The organism is Paenibacillus sp. FSL L8-0340 (assembly GCF_038593145.1).
In the GTDB taxonomy this organism is placed as follows: Bacteria; Bacillota; Bacilli; order Paenibacillales; family Paenibacillaceae; genus Paenibacillus_AQ.
Map to the genome: position 1 here is coordinate 4,796,346 of NZ_CP151967.1, position 12,759 is coordinate 4,809,104.

Consider the following 12,759-nt stretch of genomic DNA (forward strand, 5'->3'; position numbering starts at 1 on the left):
GTTTAGTTATGACTGATTGGATTTCAGAAATTGCTCCAGTACACTGTCAATCATCCCGTGGTCTTCTCCGCCAGACAGGCCGGAGACGGAAATCGTTCCGATCGGACCGACGCCCCGGATCAGCAAAGGGAGACATCCGCCTTCGGCGGCATACTCCAGCGGTTTTCGGCTTATATTTCTTTCATATCAAGCTTGGTGAGCGGGAGTCCCAGAAAAGCGGCATAACGTCCGGCAGCCTGTTCCAACTGTTCTTTAAGGACGCCGTCCAAGGATCTAAAGGGGTATACTATCAGCTCGGCACCTTTTTTCTTGAGGGTACGTTTCCATATCCCGATGACCTGTCCATCCCATACAATCGTCGGCATAAATACACCGTTGTTGCCGGGAACAATTAGCGGAGCGGTCTCCGGCTCAAGGACCGCACTGCGGTCCTTGTAGCCCAGAATATACTCATCGAAGCCCGGAAGCAGATAGACACCGGAAGATTTACCGGTCTCTGTTCCTTCAACCGGTGTATTCGGCATCCAGTACTCACCGGATTCTATAACTTCGCTTATAAGCTCGTTGCTCACCGCGTCCAGTCCTGCTCTGGCATCCGTAAGCGTCATGCCTGTCCACCAGGCAAAATCATGTACGGTTGCAGGCCCGTGGGTCGTAAAATACCGCAGGGCAAGCTCAGCGAGTGACTCATCGAAGGACAGCTCCCTGGACCCGGTCACCCATTCATCCAGCAGGACAAAGGTTTGCTGCTTGCCGTGCAGAGGCCCAAAACAAATTAATGCGTTATACGCGCAGTGCCACAGGATATGGTAGCCCCGTTGGCTGGCAGTGCTGATCCCCTCATCCTCCAGCAGCCGAAGCAGATCAGGGCGCGTAACACACCGCCCTCCTTTTAAGGCATGATAGATGATCCTTCTGGAGCGCTCCAAAGTCTTATCGTCCAGCTCCAATTGTTCCAGCCTGCGTTTTGCCGCCCGCAGCAGCCGTGGAGCGCATAGCTGAAGCATCCACTTCACATCTTGAGGTGGTACACAATGAATGGTCCCGCGAAGTGACCAGGTCAGAAGAATTTCCCGTTCCGTGACGGCCCGCTCCACATCGGCCAATCCCGCCGATGCTGTGCGCAAGCCGATAGCCCAGACCGCCTGCATATAGTCCTGTGCCTGCAGCGCACCTAGTGCCCTTACGACCTGTTCCGGCTGGTGGAACGCGGGACTGCTGATGTGCTGGTTCAAGAGCCGAAGGCCGGCAATCCGCTTGTTAGTCACTTCTATTCTCCTTTGCTAAAACCTTTTGAAACCCTTTCTCTCCCCTAGTATATTGAACGGGCCGGTTAATTGTCTATCCGAAATACTACGGCCCAGGCAGGAAATTGGAAGTTGTCCAGCGAAGTTAATACCAAAAAGTGACTTTAAAGCGAGGCGGTTACACTGCAGCAGTTTATGATTGGACAATATGGAGGGTTTGATTACGAGAAATACCATAAAGACTTTAGAAACGGATTCTATGGAATAGAGGCTTGTTCATTCACCACCGCAGAAGATATGCAGCATTTAATCGAAGAATCCCGCAGCAAAGGATTTCAGGTTGGCGTACATTTTCCGTTCCGGGCTGACACCACCAGGCTACGCGATCCCCTATTCCTCTCCACAGACGGGCAGGTGCGTGAGGATGCCTATCAGCATGTCCGGGAAGAGCTGGATGTTCTGACAGCCCTTCAGCCGGAATATATTCTATTTCATTATCCGAAACCTGTGATTCTGGATGAACGTGTGAATTGGACAGGATGGCGGTTTGGAGATTCCCGGGAGTTTATCTATGAATCTGAAATCACGCTGGAAGAGCTGATAATGCGCAGCGAGCAACTCTTTGAATGGCTGAATGCACAGAGCCTTCAGTATCAATTTGTCCCCGTATTGGAATTTGATACATTAAACAGATATATTTACGACCACGATTTTTTCGAGCAATTATTGATCCGGTACCCCCGGATTAAGCTCTGCCTGGATACTGCGAGGTTATTTCTGCAGGACCAGCTCGACCCGTATTTTGACGCCAGAGCCATCCTGAGAAAGTTTACCCGCTATGCAGGTCTGATCCACCTCTCCAATGTTCAGGTGAATGACAGCGTGCACAACAGCCACTATCCGGTTCTTCCGGAATTAAGCCCGCAAGACGGCTGGGCACCAATCGAGGATTATTTGCGGATTATCCGTGAGGAGAACAGTGACGTAAAAATCATGTTCGAGCACCGCTCCGACCTTATTTCAGAGGAACAATTGAAACGCTGTTATTTATGGGTTGACGGAATCCTGAACGGAGCAGCGCAGCCGGACAGCGGGAACATTTCATTCTGATGGTCAACTCTCCATGCGCAATATTACCTGAATTGACATAAATTTTAAGGTTTTCATTGTATTTGTTCATTGCAGCTTGTAATAGAGACCCGAAAGAATATTTTTCTATGGACAAGGCCATGATACAATATGGAAGTATGCGCTTGGCTTAATTTAACATTTGAGGAGTGAAGCATGTGTCTGTTGATGTGTATTTGAATTTCAATGGGAACTGCCGTGAAGCTGTAGAATATTATGCTGCGGTGTTTGGTACAGAGGCTCCACAGATCATGACCTTTGGAGATTCGCCGCCAAACCCCGAGTATCAGCTTCCTGAAGAAGCCAAATCCTTGGTCATGCACTCCAGATTAAACATTGACGGCAGCAATGTAATGTTCTCTGATGTGTTTCCGGGCATGCCTTTTACGGTGGGGAACAATATCAGCCTCGCTCTCGTATCCCGCGATGAAGAGCAGCTCAAATCCTGGTTCCATCAGTTGAAAGAAGGCGGAACAGTAGTCATGGAGCTGCAGGAGACCTTCTGGAGCAAAATGTATGGGAGCCTGAAAGATAAATTCGGCATTGAATGGCAGATCAGCCACGAGAATGGCGAAGCAGGTAAGTAAGAATAATGCATCTTGATATATAAAACAGAGAATATAGAATCCCGTTCGTTTTCCGCAGGGTTCTCTATTCTTTTTTTGTGGGCAAGAAATCTCATTTCTTGAAATAAAAAACAAGCTGAGACGGTTGTTACAGGTTCGAGAGAAGTTAAAAATCTTTTTATTAATGCGTTTACATACTAAACTATGGTTTAATTAAACTACCGCTACGCATTTATTCCACTGTAAAGGAGTCGAACCTATGGAAATATCCTCTTTTTTGCTGCCCAAAGATCAGGTCGCATTTATTGCTTCCTCCATATCCATGCTGGAAGCTATGGAGCAGCTGGAACAGCATTATTATTCTGCGATACCCATCATTGACGATGAAGGCAAATATGTTGGAACCTTATCAGAGGGCGACTTGCTATGGAAGCTGAAGAACACAGCGGACCTCGGCTTTGAGAATATGCGCGAGGTTACCGTAAGCGAGATCCAGAGACATGTGCATAATGAAAGCGTGGAAATTCACGCCCAGATGGAGGATATGCTTACACTCGCCGCAGACCAGAACTTTGTGCCTGTCGTCGATGGCGCCGGAGTCTTCCTCGGTATTATCCGCCGCAAGGATATCATTGAATATTACACCCGGAATATAACTGATTAATTCGCGAATACAACCAAGGCCTCCCCCGCAGAAAGCGGTGGGAGGCCTTGGTTGTATTTTTACTTATAATATCTCAAACACATTGGTAAGTCTTGTTAGTTCAAAGATCTTCAACACATTTGAATTCAAGGATTGCAGTCTGATCGTGCCGCCATTCTCCACGCATTTCTTATAAGAGCTGACAATCACCCCAAGCCCGGTGCTGTCGATGAACCGGCAGCCGCCGAAGTCAAGCAGAAAGCTTGAATACCCAGTGCTGATATAACTGCGGATATCTTCTCTAAACTTGCTTGCTTCTTCTACGGAAAACATCTCCGGCATTACAATAATAATCTCGCTCATGTCATTTCCCCCTAATTATAAATTTCTCAACGAGGAATTCCAGCTCATTGGCCATGGCGCTGACCTCCTGGGCGGAAGAGACGAAATTGTTGACTGTCGCCGCTTGTTCCTCGGTTGCACTGGATACACTTTCGCTGTTCATTGCCGCCAATTCAGAGATCGTGCCCATTGAGTCAATGAGCTTGATGATCTGATCGGAGGTGGCAACCTCGTCTTTGGTAATCTCCAGGATTTCCCGCACACTATCGTTAATCATCTCCACCGATTCAATGATATGGATAAATGCATGATCCGTTTCATTAACGATTCTCACTCCGCCCTCCACGGCTTCCGAGGCGCCCCGCATCGAGTTCACAGCTTGCGCAATCCGGGAGACCATATCATGTACCAGCGATGAGATTTCGTTTGCCTGCCTGTGCGTTTCATCCGACAGCTTCCGCACCTCTCCGGCCACCACGTTGAAGCCGCGCCCGTGTTCTCCCGCTTTTGCAGCTTCGATGGCGGCATTCAGCGCCAATAAATTGGTCTGCTTGGCGATGGCATTAATGGTTCCGATAATAGTGGAAACTTTGCCGGACAGCTCGCTCACAGTCTGCAGCTGCTCTTCTGTCTCCTTGGTACTGCTGTTGATCGTATCCATCGCCTCAACCGTATTAATGACCTTGATTCTGCCATCCTGTGCAGCCCGGTTGGTGCTGTCCGCATTCAGGGAGGTCGCTGCCGCCTTGCTCTGAGCCAGCTGCACCAGACTGGAAAGCTGCACCAGAACCTGCGAGGCATTCACTACGGAATGGTTGTTATTCTCCGCACCGGCGGCAATTTCCTGAGTGCTGGAGCTGATTTCTTCAATCGACGCGCTGATTTCCTCAGAAGAAGCCGCCATTTCTTCCGACATGGAGGTTAGAACCTCCGAACCCGCCCTTACTTTCTCTATAATGGCTTCCTGCTTGTCAATCATTGCATTAAAGGAATCGCTTAGCGACTGCAGCTCATCCCCTGATGTAATGGCCGTATGTACTGTTAAATCACCGTCACCAGCCTGAGCCATGGCCTTCTCCAGCTTCTTGATAGGACTGATGATATTCCGGGTGGTGAAGAAATACCCTGCAAGAAGAGCTACCAGAATGAAGGCAATAACAACGATCAGTGTCGTATTTCGGATTTCTGTTGCAGACGCCATGTATTCCCTGTAATTCGCAGTGGTCGCCACAACCCAGTTTCCTACAGGCTGAAAGGACACATATTTATAGACGCCTTCATAGGTATAAAAGCCATGGGAGGCTTTGCCGCTTTTCATAATCTGTACAAGCGCATTTAATTCCTTATTGCTGTTGCTGTCCAGATTTTCTGTGAGAATCTTGCTTTTATCAGGATGATAAACCACAAGGCCTGTACGGTCGATCATATACCCGTATCCGCTCTCGCCAATTTTCACTTCGGCTACGGGCGCGGAAATGCTGTCAAAGACGATTGTCCCGATCAATACACCCTTAATAACATTATTCTGACGCAGCGGATGGGCAATCGCGACGATATGCTGATTGGTTTCCCTGGAGGTGAGGACACCGCTTATCGCCTCTTTCCCCTCAAGCGCCTGCTGAAAATACTCCCGGTCCTGCACATCCAGCTCCGGAGCTTCTGAACTGCTGGTAAGCAGCGCCTTGCCGTTCACATCAGCAACGATCAGCGATTCAAGCAGCTTGGCGTTGTCTTGCTGGATACCGGAAAGATAACTGAAAGACGCCTTTCTTTCTCCCTCCGAGGCTGGACTTGCAGCGAAATCGGCCAATGTGCTGTTTTGGCTGGCGATTTCGAGATAATTGCCTACCGCTTCAAGCTCGCTCTCAACAGACTTGGCGGCTGAACTTGTTGTTGTTCTTAATTCCTCTTCAATTGTCGTTTGCAGAGCATTTGCCGCCAGTTTGTAAGAGATGATACCGGAAACAAACAACGGCACGCTAATGATGAGGAACAAAAGAATGCTGATTCTAACCTTTAAACTTAACTTCACCGAATTCTCCCCTTTTCTATTCTCAGAAAACAGTCCTCAGAAGAAAGCCTGTCAATTAGGACATACATTCTTGCTGATGTACATCGTATTTCGGATCATCTCCACACTATCCGAGAAGCAGCGGATTAAGTACAGCCCTCTTCCTCCGTCATCCAGCAGCTCGTCACTACTGATATCCTGCGGAATAACGAGATCCCGGCCGCCTTCTCCGGAGTCTTCGACCTGAAGCTTAAGCAGCTCATCTCTAAGCAAATACCGGATATAGATCGGCTTCGTGCAATCGCTGAGATTTCCGTGATAATACGCATTCGTAATAGCCTCAACCAGAATCAGACGGATATCAAAAGCATAGGCTTCCAAATCAAGCTCTTCGATAATTCCGTCAATAATTCCCTGTGTATGCTCCAGTCCGTGAAGCAGCACTTCCTTATGTACAGCGTTCATAATTCACCCCTTGTCTCACTGGATATTCAGGCTCAGCCAGGTGCAGTCGTCCTGCAGACAAACGCCCGCAACCTTATCGTGCAAATATTCGTAATCACGGCCTAACTCCGCTTCTTCAAACAAAAGCTCCATACCGTCACTATAGAAGCAGAAACGGTCACCCGATCCAAATGCAACAGCCTGCTGCTCAAATTCACTGTCGCTAAACATGCCCAGCGGAGCTCCTTTGACTGTTATTTGCTGGCCGGGCTGCGCTTTCGGCACATAGATGAATTCATTGATCCCGGCCCCTGCTGCCTTAAGCACTCTGGCGGCGAAATCGAGATGAAAGCAGCAGCCGGCAATATAATCCTCTCCCAGATATTGTCCCGCTTTCAGATTCAAATCCTTCAGAACCTGAACCGGCTCTATTGAAGTGAGCAGACTGTCCAGGAACAGTACACGCAGCGCGGAGATGCTTAATGCGGCCGAAATGCCTTTGCCGGTGACGTCACCGATGATTCCGATGACCTGTTCATCATCAATTTTGTGAAAGATGAAGAAGTCGCCGCTGAGTGTTGTAGCAGGAACGTAGATCTTGTCCAGCACTGCCCTATTCTCCAGAGGAAAAGCAACAGCATGGCGGTGCTCTTGAAGCTTGACCGCCCGTTCAAGTTCCTTCTTGTTCTCCGTAATATCCCTTAATACCAATTGCAGAGCTACTTCTTCTTCATATACAATCGGTACGCCCGAGATCTCCAGATCAAAAATATGTTTGTCATGCCGGATAAAACGCTGCTCGATCCGAAACCGGTCCTTCATGGAACCTTTGGTTTTTAGTTTTTTATACTCCGTGCTGCTAAGCGGCTCCTCGTAAAAAAAATCATCGATGCCCCTACCAATCAGTTCCTTCTTTTTCCTGCCGAACATCTTCTCGGTCTGCTGATTTGCAAACAGAATCGTTCCCCCGCTGTAAACCAGAATGGCTTCAGGACAGAGATCAACCAGATCCCTGTAACGTTCTTCGCTTTCCCGGAGTCTTTGTTCGGAGCGGACCCGCTCGCTGATGTCATGAATAACGGTGTAGACACATGTCTTTCCTAACATCGTCATGATCCCCGTATGAATCTCCACCACTATGATCTGGCCTCCGGCTAACTGATGTCTATCCATAAATACCTGGTTTCCCAGATATTCTCCGCCGGGCATCGCCTTATCCACAAAGTCCCGATCCCCCGCCTCACCCTCTGCATTCAAGTCCGAGATATGAAGTTTTCTGAAATCACGGAGGCGGTAGCCATAGAATTCGCAGGCTGCCCTGTTCGCATCAACGATGCTTCCGTCATCCGGATCAACCATTAAGGTTATTAAATGGTTATTCTCATAAATACAGCCATAGTGCTCCATACACTGCTCAGGGCTGGGTGCGCCATGCTGATTCTTGCAATGTTTGTCTGTTGCCATTTCTGATCCTCTATTCCCCTTTAGCCTTGAGTTACCATTATATTCATTCCCTCCCCATAAAACCGTGAATTCCGACACATTAAGACAAATAACCAAAAAAAAATAAACCCGGTCAGCGCCATGACATACATGAGCGGCTGACCGGATTTACCGGCAGTATTTCCAACCAAACTACGATTCAAATACTTAAGATTACAGCTCCGTCAAAATAATTGTTCCCTGCGGAGTTATCGCCAGGGTGTGCTCATATTGCGCCGACAAGCCGCCGTCAATCGTCCGGGCTGTCCACCCGTCCGCATCTACCTTTGTGCGGTAGCTTCCGGTATTTAGCATCGGCTCAATGGTGAACACCATGCCTTCCTTAAGACGCGGCCCTTTGCCTGCAGGTCCGTAGTGAGGCACCTCCGGGGCTTCATGCATTTCAGAGCCGATGCCGTGCCCGATAAAATCACGGACGACTGAGAAACCGTTCGACTCGGCATATACCTGAATGGCATGGGCGACATCGCCAATCCGGTTGCCTGCAACTGCCTGCTCTATGCCCTTGAACAGTGACTCCTTGGTCGTTTCCAGCAGCTTCGCTGCCTGATCGCTGATGTTGCCTATCCCGTAGGACCAGGCAGAGTCGGCCAACCAGCCGTTAAGGTTCACGACCATATCAATCGTTACAATGTCACCGTCTTTAAGCGGCTCATGTTTGGGAAAGCCATGGCAGATTACATCGTTCACGGATGCGCAGGTTGCGTAAGGATATCCATGATACCCTTTTTGCTCAGGTGTTGCCCCTTGGGAAAGAATGAACTTCTCGGCAAACTGGTCAATTTCCCAGGTCGTAATTCCGGGTTTCAGCATTCCGGCAATTTGCCGGTGGCATTCAGCAAGAATCTTGCCTGCTGCACGCATTTTTCCGATCTCTTCCATCGATTTCATGATGATCATCACATTCGCCTCTTCTGTACAGAACGCATTACTCACTATAATGGCTCTTGGATATGTTATGGGTACTCTTTATATTATGTAAGAAAACCGCCGAAAATCCAAATTCATTCTTCGATTATGAGATTAACCGCGAATCGCGGGTAGAAATTCTCTAGTACAATCCTCATTTCCCCCACAAAACAAAAGGAACCCATCCTCCGTATTGCATTGGAGAACAGGTTCCTTTGTTAATCAGTCATGGAAATTAAGCCCCGAGGTGACGGCCTTCACATAGCCGCTGCGGATGACAAAATCTCCGAAGTGTTCGCCCGCCGCGCGTTCTTTGGCAAAGCGATGAAGAATAGGCTCCAGCGTTTCAAGAATTTCATTCTCGTCGATATTTTCCTTGTACAGTTTGTTCAGCCTGTCTCCGGTAAAGCCTGCACCCAGATACATATTATATCTGCCCGGAGCTTTGCCGATAAAGGCGATTTCCCCCAGTGCCGGTCTGGCACAGCCATTCGGGCAGCCGGTCATGCGGATGACAATCTCTTCGTTGCGGAGGCCCGCTTCATCAATGATCAGCTCCAGCTTATCGAGCAGGAGGGGAAGATAACGTTCCGCTTCGGCCATGGCAAGACCACAGGTTGGCAAAGCTACACAGGACATAGCGCTGCGCCGCAGAGCGGTGTGCTGCGCTCCGTCGGTCAAACCGTATTGCCGGGCAAGTTCGTCCACCTTACGTTTCTTTGCACTGCTTACATTGCCAATAATCAGATTCTGATTCGGCGTCAGACGGAAATCCCCGGTGTGTATCTTAGCGATCTCCCGCAGTCCGGTCATCAGCGGATACCCTTCCTGGTCCTGAATCCGCCCGCTTTGGATATACAACGTCAAATTCCATTTACCGTTGATGCCCTTCACCCAGCCGTAACGGTCGCCGTTATGGTCGAAATGGAACGCACGGGCAGCCTCCAGCTGCCAGCCCAGCCGGTGATGCAGCTCGCCCGTAAACCAATCCAGACCATGCCGGTCGATGGTATATTTGAAACGGGCATTCTTGCGGACGGAGCGGTTGCCATAGTCACGCTGAATCGTGACGGTCTTCTCCGCCACTTCAATCATCTGCTCCGGCCGGCAGAAGCCGATCACCCGCCCAAGCTGGGGATAGGTGTTCGTATCGCCGTGCGTCATGCCCATCCCGCCGCCAACCGAAACATTAAATCCTACAAGCTTGCCTTCCTCCAATACCGCGATGAAGCCAAGATCCTGGGAGAAGACATCGACGTCATTGGAGGGCGGCACTGCCAGACCGATTTTGAATTTGCGCGGCAGATAGACCGGTCCGTAGATCGGTTCCACTTCTACGCCTGCCTTGCTGTCCACAACCTTCTCGCCGTCCAGCCAGATTTCATGGTATGCCGGAGTACGCGGGGATAGATGATCGCTGATCTTCCGGGCCCATTCATACACTTCAGCATGTGTTTCGGACTGATACGGATTCGGGGCGCTCATCACGTTGCGGTTGACATCTCCGCAGGCAGCGAGTGTGGTCATCAGCGTATCGTTAATGGTCTTGATCGTCTTTTTCAGGTTCCATTTCAGTACACCGTGCATTTGAAACGCTTGTCGTGTCGTCAAACGGAGTGTGCCGTTGCCGTATTTATGGGCAAGCTCATCCATGACCAGCCACTGTGCTGCAGTAGCGACTCCGCCCGGAGCCACCACACGCAGCATGAACTGATAGGCCGGCTCCAGCTTGGAACGCTCACGCTCACTGCGCAAATCCCGGTCATCCTGCATGTAGCTGCCGTGAAATTTGAGCAGCCGGTTGTCATCCTCTGGCAGTCCTCCGGTTACCGGGTTGCGCAGTGTCTCCACAAGTGCGCCCCGCAGGTAGTTACTCTCGATCTTTATATGTTCAACATCACTAGGCGGGCCGCCGATCGGCTTCACCGCTGATTCATTATTCGCCATAGCTGAACCTCTCCTCCCTTAATACACATCGCGCTGATAACGCTGTTCCTGCTGCATGTGCTCCAGGTAAGCTGCTGCCTCTTCCGGGCTTAAGCCGCTCTCCCGCTGGATCACAGTGACCAGTGCGGAATGAACATCATGGGCCATATGCTTCTCGTCACCGCATACATACACATGCGCACCTTCCTGCAGCCAGGCATACAGCTCACGGCTCTGTTCCAAAATGCGGTGCTGTACATATACTTTCTCTTCCGTATCCCGGGAGAACGCAACGTCCAGCTTGTTCAGCACGCCGTCCTTAAGCATTCTCTGCCAATCCGTCTGATAGAGGAAATCGGTCACGAAATGCCGGTCGCCGTAGAACAGCCAAGTTCTGCCGCTTGCGCCCTGCTCTTCCCGCTCTTCCAGGAAGGATCGGAACGGGGCTACCCCCGTACCCGGCCCGATCATAATCACGGGAACCTCGGAATTGGCCGGAAGTTTGAAATTCGGGTTGTTCTGAATATAGATCGGGAGGGTATCGCCCGGCTGTACCCGTTCAGCGCAATGGACCGAGCAGACGCCGTAACGGTCACGGCCATGTGACTCGTACCGCACCGCGCGAACCGTGAAATGAACCTCATCGGGGTTCGCGTTATAACTGCTAGCGATCGAATACAGTCTTGCGGGCAGCTTGCGCAGAATGGTTACAAAGCTGCGCGCAGGCACTTCCCATGGTGCGAAATCCTGAACCAGATCCAGCAGATCACGTCCCTGGATATATGACTTCAGCTCCTGCTGATGATCCGGAGCAAGCAGCGCATGAAGCCCTGCCGATGCGCTCAATTGTGCCGCCTGTTCCAGCAGCGGCTTCGTCAGGACTGTAATTTCATAATGACGCAGCAGCGCTTCACGCAGAGTGCCTTCCTCCCCCTTCTTATTAAGGGGAACAGATTCATCGCTATTCCAGCCCATAGCGGCAATAATATCCGCCACCAGCTGAGGATGATTCTCCGGGTACACTCCCAGCGAGTCACCCGGCTCGAAGCTCAGATTGGAGCCGGCAAGCGACAGCTCCAGATGGCGGGTCTCGCGGTCAGAGCCGCGTCCGTTCAGATTAAGATTTTCCAGCACTTCAGCATGGAAAGGATGGTTGCGTGAGTAGACTGAATCCGGCGACTCCGCATGTTCAGCTGCCTGTACCGCTTCCTCAGCAATTGCCATTGCATTCTGCGGACCGCTAAGTGAGCTGATAACCTGCTGGAACCATTCCGCTACCGGTTCATCGTAATCGAGATCACAGTCGACGCGCGGGCTCAGACGCCGTCCGCCCAGCTCTGCGAGACGCTGATCGAAATCCTTGCCGGTCTGGCAAAAGAACTCATAGGAGGTGTCGCCGAGCGCCAGTACGGAATAACGCAAATGATCCAGTTGGGGCGCTCTCTTGCTATAGATAAATTCATGGAAGGCCCGGGCATTATCCGGCGGTTCGCCTTCGCCGTGCGTGCTGACCAGCAGCAGCAGATTCTCGACCTTCTTCAGACCATTCGGCTTGAAGCCGTTCATTGCCGACACAGTAACCTGGAAGCCTTGCTCCTCCAGCTTGCGGGACAGGCTGGACGCCAGACGCTGGCAGTTGCCGGTCTGAGAACCGAACAGCACCGTCACTTCGCGGGAGATTTGCGGCTGTGCCGCCGGGGAGACGACTGCCGCAATCCCCTCTGCTTGCAGCGGCGTACCAGTGGAAACCGCTGCCGCATTTCCCTGCAAAGACAACGCGGACAAATATCCGCCGAGCCAGATCTGCTGCGTCTCTGTCAACGTCGGCAGAAGGCGGTTCAGAAGCTCAACCTGGTTCTCGTTAAATGGACTGTTCGTAACTTGTAGTTGCACCAATATCGACCTCTCCTTAACATGAAATCTAGTTCCCTCTTAACCTCATGTGATCAGGCTATCATAATTAGATGAAACGATCAACGAACTCTCCTTATCATAAAATTTGGGTTTATTAGTAATATTGTCTATAAAACGCATAAAAGC

At 50.5% G+C, this 12,759-nt stretch carries 12 protein-coding genes; 3 read left to right on the top strand and 9 right to left on the bottom strand.

Features of this window, described 5'->3' with window-relative positions; genetic code table 11:
* Positions 1 to 6 precede the first annotated feature (6 nt).
* Both NST07_RS21880 and NST07_RS21885 read right to left on the bottom strand, forming a co-directional pair.
* Complete coding sequence (locus NST07_RS21880) at positions 7 to 174, bottom strand: heme-binding protein (RefSeq protein ID WP_341097719.1); 168 nt, start codon at positions 172 to 174, stop codon at positions 7 to 9.
* The gene (locus NST07_RS21885) at positions 171 to 1,268 is read right to left on the bottom strand and encodes a winged helix DNA-binding domain-containing protein (protein WP_341379086.1); all 1,098 of its coding nucleotides are present in this window, start codon (positions 1,266 to 1,268) and stop codon (positions 171 to 173) included. The genes NST07_RS21880 and NST07_RS21885 overlap by 4 nt, the downstream gene beginning before the upstream one ends.
* Before the next feature lie 174 nt (positions 1,269 to 1,442).
* Here NST07_RS21885 and NST07_RS21890 point away from each other — a divergent pair, with 174 nt between their 5' ends.
* From NST07_RS21890 to NST07_RS21900, 3 genes are all read left to right on the top strand, one after another.
* Positions 1,443 to 2,357: a TIM barrel protein gene (locus tag NST07_RS21890; protein ID WP_341094315.1), complete on the top strand. Its 915-nt coding sequence runs from the start codon at positions 1,443 to 1,445 to the stop codon at positions 2,355 to 2,357.
* Positions 2,358 to 2,533: 176 nt separating this feature from the next.
* A complete protein-coding gene (locus tag NST07_RS21895) occupies positions 2,534 to 2,962 on the top strand; it encodes a VOC family protein (RefSeq protein WP_342480171.1) in 429 nt (142 codons plus the stop codon).
* A 238-nt stretch (positions 2,963 to 3,200) separates the two neighbouring features.
* Positions 3,201 to 3,605 (top strand): CBS domain-containing protein, encoded by a 405-nt coding sequence (locus NST07_RS21900; protein WP_038594172.1) that lies wholly within the window; start codon positions 3,201 to 3,203, stop codon positions 3,603 to 3,605.
* A 63-nt stretch (positions 3,606 to 3,668) separates the two neighbouring features.
* Here NST07_RS21900 and NST07_RS21905 read toward each other — a convergent pair whose 3' ends face one another.
* From NST07_RS21905 to NST07_RS21935, 7 genes are all read right to left on the bottom strand, one after another.
* Complete coding sequence (locus tag NST07_RS21905; protein ID WP_341094319.1) at positions 3,669 to 3,947, bottom strand: STAS domain-containing protein; 279 nt, start codon at positions 3,945 to 3,947, stop codon at positions 3,669 to 3,671.
* Position 3,948: 1 nt separating this feature from the next.
* On the bottom strand, positions 3,949 to 5,958 hold the full coding sequence (locus tag NST07_RS21910; RefSeq protein ID WP_342480172.1) for a methyl-accepting chemotaxis protein: 2,010 nt from the start codon (positions 5,956 to 5,958) through the stop codon (positions 3,949 to 3,951).
* Between the two features lie 51 nt (positions 5,959 to 6,009).
* Positions 6,010 to 6,402 (bottom strand): ATP-binding protein, encoded by a 393-nt coding sequence (locus NST07_RS21915; protein WP_341379088.1) that lies wholly within the window; start codon positions 6,400 to 6,402, stop codon positions 6,010 to 6,012.
* A 15-nt stretch (positions 6,403 to 6,417) separates the two neighbouring features.
* Positions 6,418 to 7,845: a PAS domain S-box protein gene (locus tag NST07_RS21920; protein WP_341379089.1), complete on the bottom strand. Its 1,428-nt coding sequence runs from the start codon at positions 7,843 to 7,845 to the stop codon at positions 6,418 to 6,420.
* 192 nt (positions 7,846 to 8,037) lie between these two features.
* On the bottom strand, positions 8,038 to 8,784 hold the full coding sequence (gene map / locus NST07_RS21925; protein WP_342481964.1) for a type I methionyl aminopeptidase: 747 nt from the start codon (positions 8,782 to 8,784) through the stop codon (positions 8,038 to 8,040).
* 231 nt (positions 8,785 to 9,015) lie between these two features.
* Positions 9,016 to 10,740, bottom strand: coding sequence for an assimilatory sulfite reductase (NADPH) hemoprotein subunit (gene cysI / locus NST07_RS21930; protein ID WP_341094326.1), 1,725 nt, complete (start codon positions 10,738 to 10,740; stop codon positions 9,016 to 9,018).
* An 18-nt stretch (positions 10,741 to 10,758) separates the two neighbouring features.
* Positions 10,759 to 12,612, bottom strand: a complete 1,854-nt coding sequence (locus tag NST07_RS21935) for an assimilatory sulfite reductase (NADPH) flavoprotein subunit (protein ID WP_341097720.1) — start codon at positions 12,610 to 12,612, stop codon at positions 10,759 to 10,761.
* Positions 12,613 to 12,759: the final 147 nt, after the last annotated feature.

Bases quoted from the DNA above. Each gene is read 5' to 3' on its own strand.
- NST07_RS21890 (WP_341094315.1), top strand. From the start codon at position 1,443: ATGATTGGACAATATGGAGGGTTTGATTACGAGAAATACCATAAAGAC.
- NST07_RS21900 (WP_038594172.1), top strand. From the start codon at position 3,201: ATGGAAATATCCTCTTTTTTGCTGCCCAAAGATCAGGTCGCATTTATT.
- NST07_RS21905 (WP_341094319.1), bottom strand. From the start codon at position 3,947: ATGAGCGAGATTATTATTGTAATGCCGGAGATGTTTTCCGTAGAAGAA.
- NST07_RS21915 (WP_341379088.1), bottom strand. From the start codon at position 6,402: ATGAACGCTGTACATAAGGAAGTGCTGCTTCACGGACTGGAGCATACA.
- NST07_RS21920 (WP_341379089.1), bottom strand. From the start codon at position 7,845: ATGGCAACAGACAAACATTGCAAGAATCAGCATGGCGCACCCAGCCCT.
- map (WP_342481964.1), bottom strand. From the start codon at position 8,784: ATGATCATCATGAAATCGATGGAAGAGATCGGAAAAATGCGTGCAGCA.
- cysI (WP_341094326.1), bottom strand. From the start codon at position 10,740: ATGGCGAATAATGAATCAGCGGTGAAGCCGATCGGCGGCCCGCCTAGT.